Annotated in this window: 28 protein-coding genes, 1 tRNA gene and 2 pseudogenes; 5 read left to right on the top strand and 26 right to left on the bottom strand. The window is 38.6% G+C overall.

The features are described 5' to 3' along the window. Positions 1-77: 77 nt before the first annotated feature. Positions 78-263: pseudogene (locus M313_RS25060) on the bottom strand (Rdx family protein); the annotation flags it as partial. Between the two features lie 220 nt (positions 264-483). Here M313_RS25060 and selD point away from each other — a divergent pair. Continuing rightward, a complete protein-coding gene (gene selD, locus M313_RS0106465) occupies positions 484-1,548 on the top strand; it encodes a selenide, water dikinase SelD (protein WP_083800882.1) in 1,065 nt (354 codons plus the stop codon). Positions 1,549-1,572: 24 nt separating this feature from the next. Here selD and M313_RS26305 read toward each other — a convergent pair whose 3' ends face one another. From M313_RS26305 to M313_RS0106435, 7 genes are all read right to left on the bottom strand, one after another. After that, entirely contained in the window at positions 1,573-2,469 is an 897-nt protein-coding gene (locus tag M313_RS26305) for a SelB domain-containing protein (RefSeq protein WP_234946546.1), read from the bottom strand. A gap of 43 nt (positions 2,470-2,512) precedes the next feature. Next, positions 2,513-3,445: a selenocysteine-specific translation elongation factor gene (gene selB, locus M313_RS26300; protein WP_234946545.1), complete on the bottom strand. Its 933-nt coding sequence runs from the start codon at positions 3,443-3,445 to the stop codon at positions 2,513-2,515. Further along, complete coding sequence (locus tag M313_RS22865) at positions 3,438-3,668, bottom strand: spore germination protein (protein WP_234946543.1); 231 nt, start codon at positions 3,666-3,668, stop codon at positions 3,438-3,440. Before M313_RS22865 ends, selB begins: the two co-directional genes overlap by 8 nt. 58 nt (positions 3,669-3,726) lie before the next feature. Next, positions 3,727-4,218, bottom strand: a complete 492-nt coding sequence (locus M313_RS0106450; RefSeq protein ID WP_010193521.1) for a hypothetical protein — start codon at positions 4,216-4,218, stop codon at positions 3,727-3,729. 162 nt (positions 4,219-4,380) lie between these two features. Further along, a complete protein-coding gene (locus tag M313_RS25750) occupies positions 4,381-4,530 on the bottom strand; it encodes a hypothetical protein (protein ID WP_010193520.1) in 150 nt (49 codons plus the stop codon). A 131-nt stretch (positions 4,531-4,661) separates the two neighbouring features. Then, a complete protein-coding gene (locus M313_RS0106440; protein WP_010193519.1) occupies positions 4,662-5,579 on the bottom strand; it encodes a hypothetical protein in 918 nt (305 codons plus the stop codon). 44 nt (positions 5,580-5,623) lie between these two features. Next, the gene (locus tag M313_RS0106435; RefSeq protein WP_010193518.1) at positions 5,624-6,469 is read right to left on the bottom strand and encodes a hypothetical protein; all 846 of its coding nucleotides are present in this window, start codon (positions 6,467-6,469) and stop codon (positions 5,624-5,626) included. 237 nt (positions 6,470-6,706) lie between these two features. Here M313_RS0106435 and M313_RS26095 point away from each other — a divergent pair, with 237 nt between their 5' ends. After that, a complete protein-coding gene (locus M313_RS26095) occupies positions 6,707-6,877 on the top strand; it encodes a hypothetical protein (protein WP_010193515.1) in 171 nt (56 codons plus the stop codon). A 41-nt stretch (positions 6,878-6,918) separates the two neighbouring features. Here the strand turns inward: M313_RS26095 and M313_RS0106425 are convergent, their stop codons facing one another. The 8 genes from M313_RS0106425 to M313_RS0106390 all read right to left on the bottom strand — a co-directional run bounded on the left by M313_RS0106425 (position 6,919) and on the right by M313_RS0106390 (position 12,273). Further along, complete coding sequence (locus M313_RS0106425; RefSeq protein ID WP_010193514.1) at positions 6,919-7,620, bottom strand: hypothetical protein; 702 nt, start codon at positions 7,618-7,620, stop codon at positions 6,919-6,921. After that, positions 7,617-8,372 carry a hypothetical protein gene (locus M313_RS0106420; RefSeq protein WP_148978917.1) on the bottom strand — a complete coding sequence of 252 codons (756 nt, stop codon included), beginning with the start codon at positions 8,370-8,372 and terminating at the stop codon, positions 7,617-7,619. The genes M313_RS0106425 and M313_RS0106420 overlap by 4 nt, the downstream gene beginning before the upstream one ends. Further along, positions 8,356-9,252, bottom strand: coding sequence for an ATP-binding cassette domain-containing protein (locus M313_RS0106415; protein ID WP_010193512.1), 897 nt, complete (start codon positions 9,250-9,252; stop codon positions 8,356-8,358). Before M313_RS0106415 ends, M313_RS0106420 begins: the two co-directional genes overlap by 17 nt. Positions 9,253-9,255: 3 nt before the next feature. Then, the gene (locus M313_RS0106410; protein WP_010193511.1) at positions 9,256-9,636 is read right to left on the bottom strand and encodes a GntR family transcriptional regulator; all 381 of its coding nucleotides are present in this window, start codon (positions 9,634-9,636) and stop codon (positions 9,256-9,258) included. 133 nt (positions 9,637-9,769) lie between these two features. Continuing rightward, positions 9,770-10,261, bottom strand: coding sequence for a GyrI-like domain-containing protein (locus M313_RS0106405; protein WP_010193510.1), 492 nt, complete (start codon positions 10,259-10,261; stop codon positions 9,770-9,772). Positions 10,262-10,272: 11 nt separating this feature from the next. After that, on the bottom strand, positions 10,273-10,749 hold the full coding sequence (locus M313_RS0106400) for a GyrI-like domain-containing protein (RefSeq protein WP_010193508.1): 477 nt from the start codon (positions 10,747-10,749) through the stop codon (positions 10,273-10,275). Positions 10,750-10,830: 81 nt separating this feature from the next. Further along, entirely contained in the window at positions 10,831-11,490 is a 660-nt protein-coding gene (locus M313_RS0106395; RefSeq protein ID WP_010193506.1) for a DUF429 domain-containing protein, read from the bottom strand. Between the two features lie 21 nt (positions 11,491-11,511). Further along, positions 11,512-12,273: an AAA family ATPase gene (locus tag M313_RS0106390; protein ID WP_010193504.1), complete on the bottom strand. Its 762-nt coding sequence runs from the start codon at positions 12,271-12,273 to the stop codon at positions 11,512-11,514. 140 nt (positions 12,274-12,413) lie between these two features. Here M313_RS0106390 and M313_RS25745 point away from each other — a divergent pair. Both M313_RS25745 and M313_RS0106380 read left to right on the top strand, forming a co-directional pair. Next, positions 12,414-12,510, top strand: a tRNA-Sec gene (locus tag M313_RS25745). Positions 12,511-13,218: 708 nt separating this feature from the next. Then, a complete protein-coding gene (locus M313_RS0106380; RefSeq protein WP_010193502.1) occupies positions 13,219-13,461 on the top strand; it encodes a DUF2817 domain-containing protein in 243 nt (80 codons plus the stop codon). An 82-nt stretch (positions 13,462-13,543) separates the two neighbouring features. On the opposite strand, the gene M313_RS0106375 is transcribed toward M313_RS0106380, so the two are convergent. From M313_RS0106375 to M313_RS0106335, 9 genes and pseudogenes are all read right to left on the bottom strand, one after another. Continuing rightward, entirely contained in the window at positions 13,544-13,903 is a 360-nt protein-coding gene (locus M313_RS0106375; RefSeq protein WP_010193501.1) for a hypothetical protein, read from the bottom strand. A 146-nt stretch (positions 13,904-14,049) separates the two neighbouring features. Further along, a complete protein-coding gene (locus M313_RS0106370; RefSeq protein ID WP_157182426.1) occupies positions 14,050-14,538 on the bottom strand; it encodes a hypothetical protein in 489 nt (162 codons plus the stop codon). 124 nt (positions 14,539-14,662) lie between these two features. Next, a complete protein-coding gene (locus M313_RS0106365; RefSeq protein ID WP_010193498.1) occupies positions 14,663-15,922 on the bottom strand; it encodes a glutamate-5-semialdehyde dehydrogenase in 1,260 nt (419 codons plus the stop codon). A 48-nt stretch (positions 15,923-15,970) separates the two neighbouring features. Continuing rightward, a pseudogene (gene proB, locus M313_RS22860) lies at positions 15,971-17,092 on the bottom strand (glutamate 5-kinase). A gap of 34 nt (positions 17,093-17,126) precedes the next feature. Beyond that, the gene (proC, locus tag M313_RS0106355) at positions 17,127-17,969 is read right to left on the bottom strand and encodes a pyrroline-5-carboxylate reductase (protein WP_010193495.1); all 843 of its coding nucleotides are present in this window, start codon (positions 17,967-17,969) and stop codon (positions 17,127-17,129) included. Between the two features lie 422 nt (positions 17,970-18,391). Next, complete coding sequence (locus M313_RS0106350; RefSeq protein ID WP_010193494.1) at positions 18,392-19,600, bottom strand: purine-cytosine permease family protein; 1,209 nt, start codon at positions 19,598-19,600, stop codon at positions 18,392-18,394. Next, on the bottom strand, positions 19,593-20,765 hold the full coding sequence (locus M313_RS0106345) for a DUF58 domain-containing protein (protein WP_010193491.1): 1,173 nt from the start codon (positions 20,763-20,765) through the stop codon (positions 19,593-19,595). The genes M313_RS0106350 and M313_RS0106345 overlap by 8 nt, the downstream gene beginning before the upstream one ends. A 2-nt stretch (positions 20,766-20,767) precedes the next feature. Next, positions 20,768-21,706 carry an AAA family ATPase gene (locus M313_RS0106340; RefSeq protein ID WP_029326368.1) on the bottom strand — a complete coding sequence of 313 codons (939 nt, stop codon included), beginning with the start codon at positions 21,704-21,706 and terminating at the stop codon, positions 20,768-20,770. Positions 21,707-21,850: 144 nt separating this feature from the next. Continuing rightward, positions 21,851-22,642 (bottom strand): ATP-binding protein, encoded by a 792-nt coding sequence (locus M313_RS0106335; protein ID WP_010193485.1) that lies wholly within the window; start codon positions 22,640-22,642, stop codon positions 21,851-21,853. Positions 22,643-22,774: 132 nt separating this feature from the next. Between M313_RS0106335 and M313_RS0106330 the strand changes: the two genes are divergently transcribed. Next, positions 22,775-23,200 carry a DUF2621 domain-containing protein gene (locus M313_RS0106330; RefSeq protein WP_010193482.1) on the top strand — a complete coding sequence of 142 codons (426 nt, stop codon included), beginning with the start codon at positions 22,775-22,777 and terminating at the stop codon, positions 23,198-23,200. A gap of 17 nt (positions 23,201-23,217) precedes the next feature. On the opposite strand, the gene M313_RS22855 is transcribed toward M313_RS0106330, so the two are convergent. Further along, the gene (locus tag M313_RS22855) at positions 23,218-23,712 is read right to left on the bottom strand and encodes a CcdC family protein (RefSeq protein WP_050780653.1); all 495 of its coding nucleotides are present in this window, start codon (positions 23,710-23,712) and stop codon (positions 23,218-23,220) included. Positions 23,713-23,860 lie beyond the last annotated feature (148 nt).

Here is a 23,860-nt window from a genome sequence, read left to right as displayed (position 1 = left end):
TTTTCACCTTTTCTCTTGAATCTTTTATTCATTATAACGCAGTGAAAACGTAAAAGAGAAGGGTTACCCCTCCTCTCTTACTTGCCTTCTAATTGGGCGATGATGTCTTCCGCTTTCGGAAACACACCTGTTTCTTTTTTAGAAAAAATTGTTTCTCCATTTACCGCCACTTCAAATTTTCCACCGGAGCTTGGTATTAGCTCCATAGAGGAGATATCCGTTTGGAAATGGGAAAATAACGATTCCGCGAAACTCGCGGCTTTTGGCGCGTAGTTTCACTGCATGCAAAATTCGATAGATACTTTGAAATTGCTCATGAATTTTCCTCCTATGCAAGTTTTACTACGATGACCAAGATATTCCTTCTCAGTCACTATTATTATCATAGTACATCTACTATCTTTTCGCAAAATTCAAATCTTTATCACTGGTAAACGAGCCTTTGAGCGAATATACTTAGACAAGACAGGAGGTGCCCTAATAATGAGTGAATACGAAAAAATTCGTTTAACATCACTATCGACTAAAGCTGGTTGAGGATGCAAACTTGGTCCTAGCGACCTCGCGCAAGTTTTGCGTGATTTACCTGCGAATAACCACGATCCTAATTTATTGGTTGGCTACAGCACTTCAGATGATGCCGGTGTCTATAAAATAACGGATGAAATTGCCATGATCCAAACACTTGATTACTTTACACCGGTTGTGGATGACCCGTACATGTTTGGACAAATAGCTGCTGCGAATGCATTGAGTGATGTTTATGCGATGGGTGGCACCCCAAAAACAGCACTCAATATTGTTGGATACCCAATAAAAAAATTGGGACCAGAAATTCTTCACTCCATCCTTTCAGGTGCGATGGCTAAAGTGAAGGAAGCCGGTGCAGTCATTGTTGGTGGTCATTCCATTGATGACCAAGAACCAAAATTCGGCTTATCTGTTACAGGGTTTGCCCATCCGGATCATATTTGGAAGAATATCGGTGCTCGCCCCGGGGATGCACTTGTATTAACAAAACCTATTGGGGTGGGAATTCTGACTACCGCCATAAAGCGGGAAAAAGCAACAGATGAACAAATTACTCTCGTAACGGAAACAATGGCTTCCTTAAACAAACATGCTGCTGAAACATTGAAAGAATACAATCCGAATGCCGTTACAGACGTTACTGGTTTTGGACTTCTCGGACATGCAAGTGAAATCGCCCGTGGAAGCGGCTTAAGCTTACATATCGATCAGAAGAAGGTTCCTGTTCTGGCCGGAACGTATGAGCTGGCAGAAGAAGGAATTGTCCCTGGTGGATCTAAGTCCAACCATCAATGGTTAGAGAATGAAGTCTGTTATGATGATTGCGTCTCTTTACATGAGCAGCTGGTGTTGTGTGATGCCATCACATCTGGCGGCTTGTTGGTCAGCATGCCTGAAATGGAAGCATATCAGTATGTAAGCAAGCTCAAAGAGAATAATGTGCATGCTACTGTTATAGGATCTGTGAAAGAAAAAAGTGGAAAATTCATTTATGTAAACAAAAACGGTGCCAACTGATGACTTTCAGTAGCACCGTTTTCATTATAACCAATACCGAACAGAATCTTCTCTTTTTGTAATTTGTAAGGCATCTAGCAATTCCATATAAGGAATCAAATACTTACGGGACAATCCAAGTTCCTCTTTTACTCCGCTCAGCTCTATTTCCTTTGAATATTTTTTCTTTAGTTTAGAGACAGAACTTTCTATACTTTTTACACTTACTAAATGCTTTTCATCCAACTCATACACTTTTTTCTGCCTGATTAAATAATGCTGAAGGTCGCGCAGTTCCTTTTCAGGAAGTCCCGCCTCTCGCCCATATTGTTCATAAGGTTTAGGTGTAAGCGCGTCCCCCTCAATACCAGTTACGACCTGTTCCATTCTTTTTTTCCAAGAAGGAGGAAAGTGCGGTTCAAAGCCAGCATCATACAATACACTTTCATCGCGCATTATTTTACCGTCATCTTGTAGAGTTTGAAGGACATGTTCTACTAAATTCTTAGGTGAAAAATTAGAAAGTAATTCTGCCTTTGCCACTCCTGCTTTTAATGGATTGGCCTCGTGGAAAGCATGAATGTAGCTGGTTACTTGATGCGAAGTAGCTTTAATATTTTCTGAACTTGTATAGTATTTATCCTTTATTTTGATCAGTTTTCCTACTTCCAATAAGGAATTCAGCTCCATTTTGCTCAATCCTGTTTCTTCTTGTATATCTTTAGGTTCTAACAGCTTATTCTTTCTTAATGCTTGAGCGACCCTTTCTTCCGGGCTCCCTTCTTTCACTTTTTGTAGTGTTCGTATTGTGTTTTCTCCAAACTTATATTTAGAGCCTTTTGCTTGTATAACCAAGCCTCCACCGACTGTTTCGACTGGAGTAGGTCTTCTGACGATGAATTTGTCTCCTCGTTTCACTGTTATTTTTTGCTCTAAACGCAACTGACACAGAACATCTTCATTTGAATCTTGATATTCATTTCGATCAAAAAAAGATGATTTTCCCCATCACTTCGGCAGTACCGATATGTACTTTTACTACACTTCTTTGCTTAATAGGATATTGCAGTTTCTTAATGAATTTCAAACTGACATCAATGGTATCTGTTGTTTCATATGTCTGGGAAAGAACTAGTACGTCCCCTCGGGTGATATCCTCAGCACTAATATTTGGAAGATTAACCGCAACCCGCTGACCGGCCTTTGCCTTATTAACCATTTTATTATGTACTTGCAACTGCCTTGCTTTTACTGGTACTCCAGCAGGAAGAATTTGAAGCTCATCCTCTGTTTGAACGATCCCCTCCAAAATCGTTCCCCGGACGACCGTCCCTTGACCTTTGATGGTAAACACCTGATCAATCGGCAAACGGAAATCTCCAGTCTCCTGCTTATGTTGTATATTTTGTAATTGACCACGGATCGTTTCCTTTAAGTTCTCTATACCTATATTCTTGGTACTGTCCAAGAAAACTACTGGAGCATGATGAAATACGGAACCCTCTAACTCATCCATTATTTCTTCTTGAACTAAATCCAATAATTCTTCTTCCACTTTATCTTTTTTTGTAATGGCGATGATTCCTTTCTGGATTTGGAGGAACTTGACTATTTCCAGATGTTCTTTCGTCTGTGGCATAACCCCTTCATCTGCAGCAACGACCAAAATGACCAAGTCTATTCCCGACACCCCTGCAATCATCTGACGAATAAACCGTTCATGTCCAGGCACATCTATAATGGATAAAAGAGACCCATCCTCCATTTCTAACGGAGCATAACCGAGTTCAATGGATATTTGTCTCTCCTTCTCTTCTTTGAGTCTATCGGTATCCACACCAGTAAGTGCCTTTGTCAGCGTGGTCTTTCCGTGATCGATATGCCCTGCCATCCCGATGGTATAATGTTTATTAATCAAACCCCTCACCTATTTCATCATTAATTTGTACATTTTTCTTCCCGCATACGTTGACCACACTTATTTTTGTAAACGTTTTGATGCACTGTCCAAGATTTCCGGAACCAGAGCCTGTCACACCAGTTTCCTCTACAATTGGACTAGCTTTAAATATGTTACCAAAGTTTACGACTCCACCGCTTACTTCCTTAATTACAACTTTATTAATAAAGCATGCCATCATTGTCACCCCTTTTCTGATAGGGTATGAAAGCATGTTTATGCTTGTATAGGTGGACGTCCTATTTTTTATAATGTTGTTTCAAGTATTGTTGCCACTCTTCTTCTGTCCAAGAAGTGTGTTTTTTTTCTTGTAAGAAACCCTTTTTCCATTGCCTTTTTACATTTGCGACCTCATTTGCCTGGATACTACTATGATTTAGTGCTTTTGCCCGGATATCGTCCCAATCAGGTTTTCGATCTCCAGGGGGACGGGAAAGAAATGGATCAAAGATTAACTTTAATGCTAAAAGTAGCAATAGAATGCTAAGGATAAATTTCACCAATGTATGTAGCGGAAGGATTAACAAAATCAGAGCAAAGAACAATAACACTGTCCAGATTTTGCCGCTCAAGTTCTTCATTATCTTCCTGCTTACCTTACTGCTGTTTTGAATTTGAGTTTCGTATTTATTTTCTATTTCACAATACACACAATATGGTTCAATCTCCTGTGTTACCCTGTTATAACATTCCGCAAGTGCCTTTTTGTGCTTTGTACAATATAAGTCCAAATCGTGCCTCCACTAAAACTGTCTTTATCCCCGATTATACCAATCAATTGGAGAAACTTGAAATATTATACGGTACAATGCAAAAGAAGCGTCACCAATATGGTACGCTTCTCTCTTCTTGCTTTTCCATTATGTAGGATTGCAAGATCATGAATTTGAAATTTAGTAGTTTAGTTTTATTGGATTTACTAAAGCCGGTAAGCTTTCTGTTGAATCCGAAACATTTACTTCAACCACTTTAAAATCAGTTGCATATGTCTCCAATTTGTATTCTGCAAATTCATTTCCGTCTTTTAAAATTAGTTCTTTCATGGCTCAAACTCCCCTTACAAATTTTTATCACACAATGAAAAGTATATGCGCTTTGTGAAAAAATGTGACAGGAGAGAGTAAAAATTTAAAAGACTCCAGGATTCTTGTGAACCCTGGAGTCTACTACTTAATTATTCTACTTCCGTTTCTTCTTCCATTGTTTCTTCCTCTACCGTAATACGAACAGCAGATTGAAGTGCAGCATGTTCTTTCGCTTTTTCGTTAGCATTTTTGCTACCGTTAGCGTTTTGTTTGTTCTCAACAGAAGGACTTACCTTATCAGTAGTTTCTTCTGAAGTTTCCTCTTCTACTTCTTCTGTTGCTTCTTCTGTAGTTTCCTCAGTTACTTCTTCAGTCGCTTCTTCCGTAGTTTCCTCGGTCACTTCTTCTGCCGCTTCTTCCGTAGTTTCCTCAGTCACTTCTTCTGTCGCTTCTTCCGTAGTTTCCTCGGTCACTTCTTCTGTCGCTTCTTCCGTAGTTTCCTCAGTCACTTCTTCTGTCGCTTCTTCCGTAGTTTCCTCGGTCACTTCTTCTGTCGCTTCTTCCGTAGTTTCCTCAGTCACTTCTTCTTCCACTACTTCTTCAGTATTACCGTGGACAGCAGCATTAGGCGCGGCATTTAGTTTCGCTTGTTCATTGGCTTTTTCACTTGCCATGGAACGGCCTTTGTTTGCTTTTTTCTCCTCTTCCACTTCAACCGCTTCTTCCGTTACAGGTTCTTCTTGAACTTCATCGATAACCGGTTGTGCTTCTTTAGGCTCTTCTACTTTTTCTTCCGTGGAATAATGTACAGCAGAGTTAGCAGACGAATTAGCTTTCGCTTGATCACTTGCATTTTCGCTTGCTTTTGACTTTGCTTTATTTTCAGCAGAAGGATTCACTTTTTCTGCTTTTACAGATTTTGCTTGGACTTCAACCTTTTGTGCTGCGTTTGGCTTGTTCTCTTTCCCTGCAGCCTCACTCATTCCAACTCCAAACCCTAAAGAAAGTACACCTGCTAAAACTAAAGATTTCACGACTGTTTTACCGTTCATAAAGTTGATTTTCATTTTAAATTCGCTCCCTTTTCCATATCATATAGTTTTATATATTATTAGAAAAAAAGAGCATTTTCCGGTGGTGGTGCTGGTGGCGCGTTAACCCACTGGTCCCGATAAATATGTTGCCTCATTACATAAGGTTGCAGGAAATTCACTTGTATTTCCTCGAAGGAATTTGCTATAAGATCAACGATAGATTTTGATGATACTTTCTGATCAGAAGACTGCCCTTTCAAGTTACTTCCTGAAGGTTTAGTCTGAGAAATAAATAATTCCTGAGACTCTTTTTTAGGAAATTGCTCTGGAAGATTTTCTAACGGTAAATCGTCATTGGCCACTATGTTTACAGAGTTTATCTCCTGATTTTTTAAAGATTCTTTTGCAAAACTATTAACTGATCTATTTGCCGAACTGTCTTGGAGATGCTCTATTTGAACCTGTTCAATGGGCTCAAAGCCTCTAATTATCATTACAGTTTCGGATTTAGGTTTAGACACTTTATGTATAGGCCTATTTGGATTCGATTTCTTCACTTTTTCAGTTTTCATCATCCGAGCTTCATTTGCTTTCTCGTTTGCCTCATCAGGTAGCTTTTTTGACGGTTCAGGTTGCTTTTCATTGTGTGGTGAAACTAACTCAGGCTTCTTTGAATGATCAGCCTTGGAACTTTCAGCCTTGCTTGTAGTCACTTTAGCGTTCTCATTTCGAGAAGACACAGATTTACCATTCCCTTTAGACTCAGCTATCTTGGAAGTCTTTTTTAAGTCCACCACATTTTTTTCAGCAGATTTTCCATTTCCTTCAGCTTGATTTGCCCCTTTTTCAGCAAATCCGATCGTAGGAAAAAGCAGCAAAAACAGAAAGGCAAGTGAAAAAATCAAACTGTTACGCACATTCATCGCTTCACCTCCTTTCCAGTTGTAACGCATAACTACTACAATATTCCTCAAAAGGTATTATTTTTTGTCGGTTTCCTAAAAAAATTGTTAGAAAATGAAGAATTTTCGAGGGTTTTCCGGTTATTAGGTAAATTGGATAGCCAGATTTGAAAATCCCTTGGAATCTTTTTTCTGGGTTGTACTTACGACCAAACTGCATATGTTAGACTAACATCGTAATCTAAGGGGGGAATATTATTGGAGACTTTCGGTAGAGGTTGTTTATATGTCATTATTGGTATCGGAGTATTATTTTTATTAGCCATCGTGACACAAAGCCACATCAACATCCCGTTTTTTATCGCTATTCCATTAGTCATCTTGGCTTTTTATATAGCGAAAAAGAAAACAGACGAGAAAAACAGATAACCCAGCATGAATGCAAGCTTCATGCTGGGTTTTTCATTTACCTATTTTACTTCGTCTACGAATATGTTTTCTTTATCCCAGATTACATTCACATCCTTTGGAATCTTGATGTAAATAATGGGACTTCTCGAAGCACTGCTAGAACCTTGCTCTTCCCAACGCTCCCTATTAAATTGTGTAAACGGAAACTCCGGGGTCATGAAAGCTATATTCTTTTCAAAAAATGGGGCATTCTCCACTTCTATTATGTTATCAGTATAGTTGACAATGGGAAGGGGAAGTTCATCTGAAAAATCAAATTCATTAATTTCAAACTGTCCTTTATAGATCTTAACCTCTATTTCTTCCTGTAATTCCTCTGTTTTGATAAACAATACATTATATTCTATAGATCTCCCTTTACTTCTTATTACAAGTTCCTTCTCTTCTAGTGGATAGTCATCAACACTTGCAAGGTACTTTTCGTCCACCTCTTCTTTATTCATCAGACTTTCATAAAGTTGGAATCCATCTTGATTTACTTCTTTGTTTTGGACTTCCATATATTTCTCATCTGGGATCATAAAGTAAATAACCATAGAGACAAACAGAATGAAGACGTATCCACCTAAAACAAATATGTTTTTCTTAACGGAAGTGGAGAAATTAATCCTTTTCGCTCCTTTGGAAAAGAATAAATATAAGGCAACAAAAATCCCGATAAATAGTACGAGGTTAATAATAAGGCTAACAATAATGCTCATTGTCTGACCTCCATTCTGTTGAAGATTGCACCAGAACTTGCAAACAGAACTATTACAGTGAGTATTGCTTTGAGCACAAATGTTACTAGTGAAGTTTCAAAGTAGAAGAATTGTACTACTGTAGCCAGACCGCTGACCTCACTTATCATTCTACCAAAAATTAGATATCCTATAAAAACTACTGGAACCATGATCTTGATTAGGGAAGACAACCTAACTAACGTTCCCACGAAATATCCAGCGGCTGCACTGATCAAAATATAACAAAACGCGATCACTATTCCATAAAACACAAAGCTGCTCATATTCATCGAAATTGGAGAGTAATAGAACATATCGAATTTTGGAAGAAATAACAGAATTACTTTTATTAAGAATGTTGATAGAAGGGCTGTAACAGTCCCGATAACACTGACAAAAATCACGAAAAGTATATTGGATAGATCACTGCTCAATCTATTGCTCACAAAGGAAAAGTCCTCGTTTCTGTAAACTTTAGATGTTATGATAATCGATACAATAAACACCCATAACATAGTGAAAATAAAAACTAGATTGCCAGAATAATAATGTAGACTGTAGCTTATTTGCTCAGATCCTCCTCCAGACATGCCAACACCATTCAGAGAAAAAAGCACTGCGATTAGTTGCAGAATAATCAAAGATATAAAAACTCCAGAATAGGCACCTAATTTATAAATAAACTGGTTTTTCACTACTTGTTCCAGTGTTACTTTATTTAAAGACATCATCAATCCCTCCTTTTTCCTTCCCAGTTAGATAGATACAAATGTCATTGGATGAAACAGGCGAGAGTTCAAATCCAAATTTATTTGCATCTTGTTTGATTTTTTCCGAGTAAATGTTTTCGATTACAGCATATATCATGGAAGTACCAATCTCTTTTTTATAAAGCACCTCTTTATCGTCCAACCACTCAATAAGTCCCTTTGGGTTTCCTTTGACGCCTATTGCATATTCTTTTAAATCAGACACGGGCAAATGTAATATTTTTTGTCCATCGTTCAGTAGAAGGATATCCTCGAGAAGGTCCTCCATCTCTTCCAGATGATGACTTGAAATAATGATTGTCCTAGGGTTCGCAATATAATCTTTAAGCAAAGCCCTATAGAAGTCCTTTCGAACGGATGCGTCCATCCCTGTAGTAGGTTCATCAAACATGGTAAGCGAGCACTTGGACGCCAACCCAACAATCATGTTAAACGTACTTTTCATTCCTTTGGACAATTCACTATGTCGCTGATTGTTCTGAAAAGAAAAGTAATCAAATAATTTCTTGGCCAATCCATCATCCCAGTTAGCGTAAAATCTTCCTGCTGCATCCAACACCTCTCCTAAATTTAACGAAGTGGGAAACGCCATTTGATCATCTACAAGAATGCTGTTGGCTGAAGCAAACAAGCTATTATATGGTTGTTCATTAAAGATTTTAATCCCTCCTGAAGTTTGCTTTAGAAAACCAGCCATTATTTTTAAAAGAGTCGTTTTACCTGCACCATTTCTTCCTATCAACCCTGTTATCTTATTTTCACTAATTTGGAAACTTAGGTCATTAAGTGCCTTTGATTGACCGTATTTCTTAACCAATCCCTCACATTCCACTACTTTCATCCATTACTCCCCCTTGCTCTGTTTACTTTCCTTTCTTACCATTTCAAGCAGTTCATCCATCCCTACGTTTAATTGTTCGGCCTCTGATACCAGTTCCGTAACCAATCTTTTCAAGGTATGTTCTCGTCTTTTTGTCAGGATGATAGCTTGTGCTGCTTCTGTAACAAACATGCCGAGCCCCCTCTTTTTATATAAGACTTCATCTTCCACCAATAATGTAAGACCCTTTGCTGCAGTTGCAGGGTTTATATTAAAGATTTCAGCTAATTGATATTGAGAATACACTTTTTGATCCTGTAGAAAATTCCCGTTCAGGATCTCTGTCTCAAGCCATTCGGCAATTTGCACATAAATCGGTTTTGTACCATCCGTATTTAAAATCAATGTTCCACCTCCATCCAACCACAGTGCATTAGTGTTGTAATGCAGTATATTATAATCACCAAAATAATGCAACGGCTATTGAGGAAATTTTTTACACAAAAAAACGACACCAGCTAGTGGCATCGTTTTATGTTCATGATTTTAATTCAATTGGGATAAGAATCTTAAAATGTGGATCTTCTAGGTCCCTATCAACAGGGTATCTTTCATGCTTTATTGGAAGATCATCGAAATATTCTTTTCCTTTTTCCTTCCACGGTTGATAGTCACACTCTTTAAACCATTGATAAATTCCCGTATAGGTCACGCCAATATCTTTTCCCTTAGGGTGCTTGACTAATAAATAGGTCATTTCTGGAACAATGATTTCTATCATTCCAGGCAGTATCTCCTGTTGTTCATCCACTTCAAAAACAGAATAATGAACAAACCCATCAGACCTTAGATGATAAGATAACCCTAATTGCGTTTCAGGTTCTTTTGCAAAAGCAAACTCACCAACTCTTTTACTCATCTGAATAATAAGTTCTTTTAGTTGTGGCACCTCTGCATAGGCACCTTCCCACTTTAATCCCATCGCCCGATAAGCAGGAATAGTTACTATTTCACCAACCAATGTTTTCATATCATAACCCCCTATTCGACTATAGGAATATATAATTCTACGATTTCTTCCTCTACATTGTCTTCAAAATAAAAAACTTCGATAGGAAATGCTTTCTCTAGACTTTCTTGCCTGTATCCATTTTCCTTCATCCAAGAGAAGATTCTGTCATAACCTATATCAACTGTTTTGTTTGAACAGCTTATTTTTGCATAAGATGTCAGTGGGATATTTAATGCCATCATCCCTTTAGGAATATCTTGATATTCCTGCACTTCCACACAGGCAAAATAAGTAGCAACCAGACTATTTGCAAGGTACGGACTATAAATCACATCACGATTTACCGCATGCCTCACTTCGTCTCTTCTATTCTCAAATTCTTGTTGTACATTCATCGCAACTTCAGGAAAGGACTTTGGAAAATTACCTGTGGCACATTGACCAACTAACTGAAGTTTTCTTTGAACCACTTCGCACTTAAATGTTGCAATGGAATTCTGAATCATATTAACACCCGCCCCTTTTGGATAAATTCACCATTAATTGATTTCGATATAAAAGATAAATCTCCTGCTTAGATTTTGCATTTAACAACAATAATCATATGGATGCAAGGGAGGCTGTGCTGTATATATCCATTGTGGCTTTAATGATTGATCCGCCCAGTGCCACGCTGCCAATGCTGCTGCACAGGAATCGATGGAGTGGCTCTCATTTTCTACACCATCGGGCAACCCGATCACGTTTTGTTGTTCACACCAGTTCTTAAGATATTTTCGTGATGAAAGATTTTGCTTGTATGTAAGAACATATTCTAACTTTTTTTCCGATACTCTTGATCCCATTGCCGCTCCTGGATGCACTTCAACTATAGAAACTGGAAAATTCGTATGGAGTTTCTCTATCTCTCTCGTGAGCTTGATCCCTCTTAATGTAAGATATACCATTCTAGTGAATGTGGGCGGCATAATGGAACCTGGCTTCATCCCTAAGGAAACAATAAATTTTCGTAACTGTTTGTCACTCATTCTGTCTCCACCACCATCCTGATAGGATAATGGAGCATCTATTCCAATGACGACCTCATCTAATCTACTTAAGTCTATAATTTCGTATAATATTTCTTCGTCGCTGATGTTTGAGATCATTTTTCGGAAAATTAAATGATCCTTATTTTGTTGAAAAACGGTTAGTACTGTATCCTTATGATTACTTGGACCAGCTAAGTCCAATCCGATTACAATCATTTGTCTTCCTCCTTTAACTCCTCAATTAGACTGAAACAGGTGATACAACATCCTTTCTCTATTACCAAAGAATTGTTTCATAATTGTAAAGTGAGGAGTCTCCTCTAAAGAGGTTTCGCACATTCCTTCGTCTGTAAGCTCTAAAATTTTTGCACCAGGATAAGCCATGACTATCGGGGAGTGAGTAGAGATAATGAATTGCGATCCATCTTGCACCAGCTCGTTAATTCTGGCAAGCATCGACATTTGTCTCAGCGGTGATAAGGCAGCTTCCGGCTCGTCAAGTATGTATAAACCTTTTCCTTGAAACCTTTCCACAAATGCTGCGAAAAAGGACTCTCCATGCGATTGTTGGTGCAGTGATTTTCCTCCAAATGAATCAATGATTCTTCTTCCGCCTCCAGATTCACGGTCCATTTCCTCAATATTGGTTGCAACATTATAAAAGGTCTCCGCTCTAAAGAAAAAGCTGTCTTCTGGTCTCTCTGCACCTTTTATAACCCGTAAATAGTTGTCTAATTCCGAATGGGAGTCGTAGCTCGTAAAATTAAAATTTATCGTTCCTCCCTCAGGGTTAAAACCTAAAGCAATAGCTATACCCTCAAGCAACGTGGATTTACCCATTCCATTTTCCCCGATGATGTAAGTGACATTAGGATGAAGGTGAAGTGTGTTCAAATTTTTTATTACTGGGAGGTTGAAAGGGAATTGGTCGAATGTGGGAATGGTTTCTCTTTTTAATGTAATTCCTCTTATGTATTGGGTTTCTTTCTCTAATTTCAACTTTTTCTCCCTCCTTTTTTGAAAATAATACTCTTATAGTGAATAATGTACCATAACCGAACAAACGTTTCCAATTTTTATAACAATATTTTTATTGCATTCTTCCATAGCTATAAGTAAAATGGTACTATCCAATGTATGGGGCTGATTGCAATGCTGGTGCTTGTCTCGGTCTTCAAAACCGCTTGTGAGGCGCGTGCCGTCTCAGGTGGGTTCGATTCCCACGCAGTCCCGCCATACATATTCTTCACAAACCCTCATACCTTTTACACCTCAAAAAAGCTACTCAACTATTTATCCAATTTGAATACCGAAGGCTGTTGCATTGTCTATGCTGAAAAGTAAATGGATTAAGTTCGGTTTTGCTTTTATCGTTATTTTTCGATTTCTACATTTCATCGTACCCCTCCTCATTCTAGTGAACTTAGAAAAACCACCTGCAAGTTCCGGTCATTTTATCAAAACGTATGAAGAATCAAAAATACGCTTTTTAAGTTACGAAAAGGTTTTATCTATGATTGGGACACTTTTGATAAGAACATGAACACAGACTAAGAGGACCTGAAAGGTTTATTCCAACCAACTAAAGAAATCGCCACCTTAACTTGGAGAGATTTAAGGTTTTACGGGAAAATTGCAAAGACGGTACTAATTGATTAAAGTACTAAAATAGAGACAGCGCTATTAAGCCGGCAATATACGCAGCCAAAAGGTCTACTATGATGGCCAAGAAGATGAGCCTTCCACTGAATTTACATAGGGCTTGTTTGAGGAGATCTTGTTATCTGATTACGCTAATATACTTCACGTCGATCTGCATACAGGCTATGGTCCTCGTTATCAAATGAAGAAGAAGCACAAGAGACATTTGAATATCCGCTGGTTTTTACTCCTAACTCTGATGAATTTTATGTAACCAATGCTGATGTACCGGAGTATTTTACTATGCTTAAAGACGAAATAGCGCCTTCCAAAAGTTTATATTCCACTACTTTTGAGTTCGGAACAATGGGTGACGGGTTATTGGCTTCTATTGATTCAGTAAAAAGAACAGTTATGGAGAACCAACTGGTCCATCATGGAAGTAATAATAAACAGACAATAAAAGTATTAGAATCACGTTATCGAGAAATGTTTTACCCTTCCGAGCAGAAATGTCCTGATAAGGCAAAAGAAGATTTCCTTTAAGCTATGGAGGGAGTAATGAAATTTAATAATATCATGGAATAGCTAACACAAAAAATGGCAGGACCTAGTCCTGCCACTTTTTTTAAGGGGTCATGTTACTATCCTGCATAACCATTTCAGGATTACGACCAAACATTACATAATCCGTGGAGATTGGTAAAATGTCGATAATGCTATTAAAATTCAATAGATTATCAAACTGAGTTCCTCTTACTGTAACGATTTGAGTTTTACTGTAAATATCTCCATTGAAATTTGTCGACATCACAATACCATTTAAGAACGGATTTTCTTCACTTCCGTAGAAAATGGTTCTTGTCTGTCCTGGACGAAGGGTGAATACAACTTCTCCGGCGTAGTTTGCTGGGTTGCTACCTTGACGAACAAGGAGAACCATTTGTAAGCTAGCTGCACTACGATTGTTAAACGTTTTTTCTGCCATACTTTCACCCCCTTTTTTCCGGAATTACTTTATAGTATTCTAGTAATTCCAAATTGATAGGGTAAGTATAATAGTCAAATCTATTAATTTTCATAAAAAAACAAAAGAAAAACGTAGCATTCTGTTTAATGAATGCTACGTTTTCTTTATTGTTGATTATACTGTTCAAACCAACCTACCAAATCTTCTGGCCATTTTTCCTCATCTATAATCTTTGGTGTGAAGCCGCCCATTTCAATCAACATATACCTTGCAGAAGTCTTTATGATAAAGAAATCTTCCTTTGGAGTCGGAATAATCTTTTCTATTTCCACATCATGCTTTTGTAGGAATGACTTTATATCATCCTCTTCCTTAGTGTTCATAGGATGAGGAGGTGCATCAATAAGTGTGTTGTTTGAACTCAATCCAATTTTTTTACGTCTTTTAGGTATGTTCTCGTTAATCACTTCCAGGATTCTAATAATTTCTGATAAACCAATCAATACCATTCCTGTAACAAGGGAACCAAGTAAAGTAGTAACAAAAAATATAAAACTGTTTGTTTGTGAAGCTCCAATAATTCCGAACAAGAATCCGAGGGCTATTACTATACCGCCTACTACTTTAAGTATTGCGCCAATTTGATTTTGCAAAATATCTCCCCCTTTCTCTCTGTACAATATGTATTCCACTTTCGACAAAAAAATCCTCTTTTTATTTAATATGTTTAGTGAAAAGAGCCCTGCCCATGGAGGCAAGACTCATAACAAAATATTTTTATCTAATTTGACCATTACCAGTCATTTGGAATTTAACCGTTGTTAATGCAGGTAATCCCATAGGACCACGAGCATGAAGTTTTTGAGTGGAAATACCGATCTCAGCACCGAATCCTAAAGCTCCACCGTCTGTGAAACGTGTAGAAGCGTTATGATAAACAGCTGCTGCATCCACTAGTTTCATAAACTTGCTGGCAGTTTCTTTATTTTCTGTAATGATGGCTTCGGAATGCTTTGTTCCATATTCATCTATATGGTCGATTGCCTCGTCAATGTCCGAAACCACTTTCACTGCAATATCCAAGCTTAAATACTCGTTTGTCCAATCTTCTTCCCCAGCTTTAACTGCTCCAGGAATTGTTTCAACAACTGTGTCATCTCCGTGCACGGTAATCCCATTTTCCTTGAACATGTTGATTAATGCTTCTTTATTGGCGTGGAACCAAGCCTCATGGACAATCAACGTCTCTGCTGCATTACAAACCGCAGGACGGTCCGTTTTGGCATTGACAACAATAGATAATGCTGTCTCGACATCTGCATCCTTGTCAACATAAAGGTGGCAATTCCCAACACCTGTCTCAAGTACTGGTACTGTAGCATTTTCTACGACAGCATTAATCAATGATGCTCCTCCGCGAGGAATCAAGACATCAATATGATCCTTCATCGTAAACAGCTCTTGAGTTGCTTTGCGGTCTGTACTCGCTATAAACTGTACTGCTTCTGCAGGGATTGAAGTTGTCTTTAAAGCTTTATGAATCACATCGACAATCGCCTGGTTGGAGTTGATGGCAGAAGAACCACCTTTTAATACAATCGCATTACCAGATTTCAACGCTAATCCAGTCGCATCAACTGTCACATTTGGACGTGCTTCGTAGATCATCCCGATAACTCCAAGTGGAACACGGACTTTTTCGACTTGAAGGCTGTTTTCCAATGTCCAATCTGACAGAATGTCCCCAACAGGATCCTCTAGTTCAGCAACTTCTCTTAGACCATTTGCGAAATCCGCAATGCGGTCTTCAGATAATGCCAAGCGGTCCATATATGCTTCTGTATAGCTCTTTTCGCGCCCTTTGTCCAAATCCTTATTATTGGCTTCCAAGATGTGTGAAACATTGCTTTCAAGGGTGTTAGCGATATGCAAAAGAATCCGGTTCTTTTCTTCTGTTGTTAATAGGCTGACAACTTTTGCTGCTTTCTTTGCTTGTTTTGCTTGTGTTTCTACATTTGTCTCTACTAATAAAGACATCAAATTCCTCCTAGAATTTATTTAAATTATATTTTTTAATAATGTCTATTAGATCCCAACCGGAATCGAAGCTTCTAAATGACATACTAAATCGTCATTCTTCACTACTTCTTCTGTAAATTTATCCTGTGTCTGATCATACTCTCTTAATTGTTCGGATGAGTAGTTAACCACTCCAAGACCGATTCTGTTTCCTTCAAAGTCCAAGATCCTCACAACGGAACCTTCCCTGGAAGTACCCTTTCACTTTACAGATGCTTGACGGCAATAATCTCTTTTTTGCCCAGCATGGACACGTCGGCACCTTCTGCGAGTACTACTTCTCCTTCAGGTCCTGAGTTGAAAGCTATCCATTGCTTTTTATGGTTTAAGTTCCCTGCTGTATCCTTTGATTCAAAATAAGTTCCGGTTTGCTTCTTTTTCCACTGCTTGAAGGAGAATGTTTGGAACTCCTGCTTTACCTAGGAAAGCAGGGATTCCAGATGCCATAGCAATCTTCACAGCATCAATTTTTGATTTCATTCCGCCAGTTCCGACAGAACTTCCTGGATCTCCAGCTGCCGCTTCAATTTCAGGGGTGATCTCTTCCACTTTTCGTAAAAGAGTGGCATCCGGATCTTTGCGTGGATCTGCATCATACAAACCGTCGATATCAGACAATATTAATAACATATCTGCATCAACAAGGCCTGCTACCTTAGCAGAAAGTGTATCATTATCCCCAAATTTTAGACGGTTTACCGTGACGGTGTCATTTTCATTGACGATCGGTACAATACCACGCTCTAAAAGAACATTAGCGGTGTTGCGCGCGTTATTGTAGCGATTTTCATCTGAAAAATCTTCTCTTGTAATAAGGATTTGAGAGGCAACGTAACCGTTAGATAATAACAGCTCGCTGTATGCTTCCATCAACAAGCCTTGTCCGATGGACGCTGCTGCTTGTTTTTCCGGTAAACTTGTTGGTCTATTCAGGCAGCCTAGCTTTCTGTATCCGGCTGCTACTGCCCCTGAAGATACCAATAAGACTTCATAGCCCTGATCCTTCAGTTGAGCAACTTCATCAACAAGCCTTTCTAGTTTTCTTCTGCTTATTTCACCGTGTGAACTTGTCAATGAGCTGCTTCCAATTTTTATTACTACCCGTTTTGTCTTATTATCGGGGGTCATTCAATCACTCCTGTTATAAACATAGTTGTAAACCTTACTGTAATACCAATTCTTTTTCTTTTTCTGCACTGATCTCTTTAGAACGTTCTGCTGCACCTTTAATGGCAGCTGAGATGGCTTTTCCACCTCCGTTGTCACTTAATGCTTCTAATCCTGCTGCTGTTGTACCGTTAGGAGAAGTCACTTTCTTGCGTAGCGAAGCTGGTTCTTCATTACTCGCCTGCATCATTTTCGCAGCACCGAGAATAGTTTGTGAAACGACATCGCGTGTTACCTCTTCATCTAACCCAGCATCTTTCGCTGTTTTTTCCATATGTTCCATTAAATAATAGAAATATGCTGGACCACTTCCTGCTACTCCTGTGAAAACGTCCATTTGTTCCTCTTCTATGTTGTATACTTTACCGATTGTTTCTAAAATGACTTTTGTGTCTACTATATGATCCATCGCAACATGCTTCCCAGCTGAAATCGCTGTTGCCGATTCACCTATCATGCTTGACGTGTTTGGCATCACGCGAATAACGGGCTGGCCCGGGTTTAACCCATCTTCCATATAGCTAGTGGATACGCCTGCTAATACGGAAAGCAATAATTGTGAAGAGTTTAATTGATCTTTTAAGGAAGCTAATGCAATTTCTATATCTTTCGGTTTCATGGCCAGTACAATAATGTCTAGTTCACTCATATCTAAATCCTGTTTCATCACGCCACGAACACCGAATTTATCTTCAAGTTCCATTAATCTGTCGATGTTTGATCTGTTACTTACTACTACATTATTAGCAGGGATGATTTCACTTGCTACTATTCCTGAGATCATCGCTTCTGCCATTGATCCTGCTCCAATAAATCCAATCACTTTTTCTTTCAGCATCTAATCGCTCCCGTCTGTCCGTTCGTTTTTAACAACGTTTATAATCGTAACATGTAGAGGATGTATATCAAGGGTGTTTGGGCAATTAGTCCGTATGAAAGCCAAATAGTGAGTGTAAACGCTACCAATAATATCGACCTTCGTTTAATTACAGTAGAAGCGGAATAATCGCTGAAAATGGAGAAATACGGCGAAATATGATGGAGGATAATTATGGAAATGCAGCGCAACTCCATATATGCTTTGATTTTGAGCGGTTTTTCTTCGATGAGGACTTCTCTATACATATTTCCAAGTCACTGCGGTCTTCATACCGCTGAGGAAGACTTCTCTCTACCTAATCTCCCTTCACTAAGGTCCTCATAACGCCCCTCCAAAATAAAAACAGTGCACCCCTAGTTGGATACACTGCAAGATAGTCTTTAACTCGCTTTTTTCCACTGCTTCATCACTTTTCGAATTTCCTCTGCCATCGTCCTGCAGGTTTCTACTTCTGAAGGGGATAGCTTCATTTCGCCATATCTTACTTTGGCATACAGCTCCATAAAGTTTTCATTAAATGAGGTTTCCCGTTTTAACCATTCCTCCAATGTTTCGTTTGGAAGGCGCCCACGGTTCTTTTTTAATGCCAATTGCTCCAAATCAAACATAAGCTTCCTAACTTCATCTTCGGGTGGCTTTTGCTTTCTTCTACCAGCGAAGAATCCACCGCCACTCTTTTTAGTCATCGTAGAAGAAAATTGCTGTTCAGTCTGTACTTCTCGTTTTTGATTGTTCACTTTTTTCTTATTTAATAGGAGGTAAAGGACAGATAAGAAAACAATGATACCAACCGCTACTACTACAGGGCTATCAAATAACCCTTCAGATGGTAAGAGCTCAGCAGTTTCCGCTTCTTCCTTCTCCCCCATCTCAATGCCTCCCTCATCCTGAGGCCCACCGCTCTTGATGGTCCAATCATGCAAACCCAAAAGATAAAATAATGGCCTTGCCAAAATATCGAAAATAAAACTAACACCTAAGCCGAAAACCGAAAGCCCCGCTGTTATCAGGTATTTACCTATAGTTGCAAAGACTGCAGAAACAGCGGCGATACCAATAAAAACGGCCGCTGTCGCACCAACCACCCTTTTTTGCATATAGCGGTTGCCATTCAATTGAAACACGGCATTTCCACTATACAATAGAATAACTAGGGCCAGCTGTGCACCAAATAATATCATTAATGTAAGTCCATGAGGATAGTTTACCAACGTTCCTGCCCCGTAAACAAAAGGCATCCAAATGAATGACATGATCAATAGCGCGAAGGTGGAAATGAACCTTTCCTCCACAAAATACATAAATGCCCGGAAACTAATAATAGCTCCTATAATAAGAGAAAGCCCTATACTATAGGATGAAAGATAAGCAAAAAGAGCTAGAATGGGTGCCACAAGCATGATAGCTACATAACTACTTGGAAGTTTGTTTCCTAAAAAGCCAAATATCGCAATTGCAAACCCATATGGCAACAAGATTCCTGCAAAAGAAGGCAGATTTCCGGAATCTAAGTACAAGAGCAAGATGAAAAAATAGAGTATATTGAGCTCTAGCAATAAGTGAATGCTGTTCCTCCAAAGATTACCCATTTACAGCCTCCTTCCTTGCTTCTGACCGCCATGGTATTAATGTACAACTATCTTCTTTTACATCCAGGAGGTTTACATTAGTACCAGTTGGCATCCTCCAACCTCGCAAACGCTCTTCCTCGCCACAAAGAATCACATATGGGGCATGTGCAGCATGTTGAAAGGTTATTCTTTCAAAAGTAGCCATTCCTATGGATACACTGTTTCCTTGCAATCTTGCCAACATGGTCAACGCAGTTTGCAGATGGCGTTTCCCTTCCCCATAAGGCAGTTCAAAATAACTTGGTGTCCCAACCCGCTTAATGTTAACAAGTAAGGAATATGGGATATTGAATTTGGTCGCATGATGTAATAAATGGGTAATCCCTTTGATTCTCTCTTCTAAATTGCCAGACCTAATATCAAAAACAATTAACCAAGAATATTGAGAAGTCTTTTCATACATTTTCGTTTGAAGGGTAGTGACTTTAGCAGTAGCTTTCCAATGTATTCTATTGAAGGAATCCCCGGCTGCATAATCACGGGTCCCTATAATGGTGCTAACATCTTCAAAAAGAGACGAGCGAGTTGGATAGGTGCCCTGATTCTTTGGCATGATTCTTTCAAGACCGGTTACTGGAACCTGCTCTGAATAAACCAGCGCTTCAAATTTCGTTAGATCGTTCTTTTGGAGATACACTTTACCAAAATCAATAAAATGTGAGATTTGCAGCTCAATATGATGTAATTTAGCCACTCCTCTTTCTATTGCCGTAAAAGGAATTTCAATGACTAATTCACTTTTCCCCATTAAGGAAAATGGCAGACTTATCTGGCTGATGCGTGTTCTCCTGTCTCCGTTTTGAAACTCAATGTTATTATCTGCAACAAGTTGAATCCGGCCAGAAAAAACAGGCAACCTGGATGGTTGTTCGACCTTCAATTTAATGATTCCTGTTTCTCCAGGAAACACTTTAACTTGCCCATCTAAAATTGTAAGCTTGAGTTTCTTTCCTACATTGGCTAAATAATAGTAAGAAACAACGAAGTATACAAAATACAAACTCCCCATAAAAAATAAAATGGGATGTCCTGTAAAGAAGCCGATTGCAATAATGACAAATGCACATGCTCGGAAATAAATATGGTGAGTCAGGTTATCTACTTGTTGATTCCACCTAGTCATTCCTATAATGTCGCCTCCACAGGCACCACAACTCTTGCCAACACTTCTGTAACAATTTGCTTATTGGTCTTTTTCAACGACCCTTCCATTGTAAGTACTAAACGGTGACTTAATACATATGGAGCCATTTTCTTTACATCTTCCGGTGTAACGTACTCTCTTCCATTAACAAATGCCGCCCCTTGTGCCGCACGCATTAATGCCAATGTTCCACGAGGGCTTACCCCAAGCTCAATTTCCTCATGATTTCTGGTCATTTGAACGATTTCAAGTATGTAATCCTCTACTACTGAAGATACTTTCACCTGTTTAACCTGTTCCTGCAATTCCATGACTTCTTCTTTACTAAAGAAAGATGTCAATTGCTTGATCGGCTCGTCTAACCGATATTTATTCATCATTTCTTTCTCTTCTTCCATCGTTGGATAGCCTAAATCTAGCTGGATAAAGAAGCGGTCCATCTGTGCTTCCGGCAATGGAAACGTACCCTGTTGAGATTCAATTGGATTTTGCGTCGCAATTACCATGAACGGTCCAGGAATGGATAATGTCTGCCCATCAATGGTTACTTGTCGTTCCTCCATTACCTCTAGTAAACTTGATTGCGTTCTTGGAGTAGCACGGTTGATCTCGTCCGCCAACAAAATATTTGTCATGATAGGGCCAGGTCTTAATTCAAAGTTTTGTTCCTTTGGATTAAAAAACTGTATCCCTGTGACATCACTTGGCAAAACATCAGGAGTAAACTGGATTCGTTTAAAGCTTGCATCCATTGTCTTGGCAAAACTCTTTGCCAACATCGTTTTACCCGTACCGGGAACACTTTCTAACAACACATGTCCTTTATTAAGTAACGAGATAAATAAGAGTTCTACAACCTCGTCTTTTCCGATAATTACATTAGAAAGTTCTTTCTTTAATTGTTCTACTTGTTTCAATATCAGGCACCCCTTTTGTATTTTTCTTTCTATTTAGAATTATTTTACCATTATTCCACTTGCAAAAATAGACAAATTTCACTTTTTGTTTCGTAATACGAAAAACCCATAGCAATAGTTTGCTATGGGCTAAATTTTGGAGCAATATTAATCTTTATACATTGTTAAATCTTTGGTTCTATAACTCTCCGGTGTCACAATGGAAATCAACTGATTTTGACTCATTTTATTTTTTATTCGATCTGCAATCCGTTCTCCATACCGTTTCGTCAAATCCCCTGGATGGATATTGGAAGTAAACACGATACTTTTTCCTTGCCTTTGGTTCAAGATGGAATAAATGGTCTGATCTACCCACTCACTTACCCTCTCTACTCCAAGGTCATCGAGAATAAGGACATCCACTTCCGCGATGGCCTTCATAAACTTACTCTCCGAATAGCCTGAATCATTATCCCAAGATGCAACGATGGTATCCATCAGTTTCGGCACATCAAAAAACATCGCGGTAATATTATTTTCCTTGAAGTATCTATACAATCCGACTGCTAAATGTGTTTTCCCTCTGCCCGTTCGGCCAAAATAATATAAATTTTCTTTTCCCGTGAACTGGTCAAAAAAATCTATTGTGCTAGCTAATGCCTCACCTTGGCTGGAATAGTCCACTTTGAAGTTTTCGAGAGTAGCATCCTCAAGCTCCCTAGGGATGATACAAAACTGTTCAAAGTACTTATGTTTTCGGCGTTTTTCTGCTTGCATCGTTTCAGCAGCCAATCGACAATCACATTCATTTTCATATTCTTGCCATTTACCTTTATTTTCTCCACCGATAATTTGCATGCGTACACGTTTTACTTCTCTATTGCATTTCGGGCAGACTCTTTGGGAAAGAATTTCCGTTTTCCCCATGCTGCCAATTACGGCACCAATCTTTTTCATCGTCGCCACCTCCGTCAAAACTTTGTCATTTTTTCTATATCAATTAGGTTGGATTTTTCATTTACTAGTGCAATTATAATAGTTTCGGTTATAATAATACAAGAATGTTAACGAGTTCGGAGGGAAAAGAACATGTTAACCGGATGGTTTTTATGGTTAATTTTATTTTGGGTCGTTGCAATGGTTGGATTATTGGCCATTGGCGGGTTCTTTATGTTTCGTAAATTTCTTAAAAGAATGCCTAAAGAAGATGGCAAATCGGAATTGGATTGGCAGGATTTCTATTTAGAAAAAACCCGTCACCTCTGGCCGGATGATTTGAAACAGCTGTTAGAAGAGCTTGTTTCACCTGTACCGGAACTTTTCCGTGATATTGCAAGACAAAAAATAGCAGGGAAAATAGGCGAAATTGCTTATAAAGAAAACGCGAAAGAAATAACAAGAGAACATGTTATTCGTGGCTACATTCTCGCTACACCTAAACGGGATCATAAGTTCCTATTAAAAAAATTGGAACACCTTAATATTGATCACACCCCGTATCAACACCTATTTTAAAGGAAAAACCTCGGTTATTATACCGAGGTTTTTATCGTTGGTGGGATGGACCCACTCTCTATCTTCTTGTATTTAATATACATCGCAATTCTCCATGGTACGATCATCCCGAAAGCTAGCAGCCAAAACATCCCTGTCAGTTCACCAATATCAATCTGTGTACTGAGGACCAGCTTCATGACAACTCTTACCGCTAATAATCCCAGCAATATGAAAACAAACGCCTTTGATCTTTTTAAGTATATATCATTATCCTTCATTTCAAACTTGGAAGTCTTAATTAGAAATATTGAAAATATCGCACCAACTGTTAGAGCCTCTAGTATTTGTAACGAGGAGACCCGAAATTCGGGAAATAAAAACATCAATGCCCCGGTACTCATGAAAATAGGAGGTAATACAATTTTTTTCACTGATGAAGGTTTTTTCGCAGCTTTCATTCTGATAAATATTACCAGAAGTGCCATACATACTGCAAAAATCGTAGATAGTACTGTATACAAATTAATCATCCTCTGTATTCACAACTTTTAACCTCTTACTATTATACCGAAAAAGAGAAATATTAAAAGTGATATCTAAGATTTATGATTTTAAAATAGAGGTTGAAAACTCTTACCTATAGAAAAAAAACTATCGTACAAGAAGTCCGATAGTTTT

Source organism: Bacillus sp. m3-13, assembly GCF_000175075.1.
GTDB classification, from domain to species: Bacteria; Bacillota; Bacilli; order Bacillales; family Bacillaceae_I; genus Sutcliffiella_A; species Sutcliffiella_A horikoshii_C.
The sequence above is the reverse complement of the archived record's forward strand: the minus strand, read 5'-3'. Positions and strand labels throughout refer to the sequence as shown.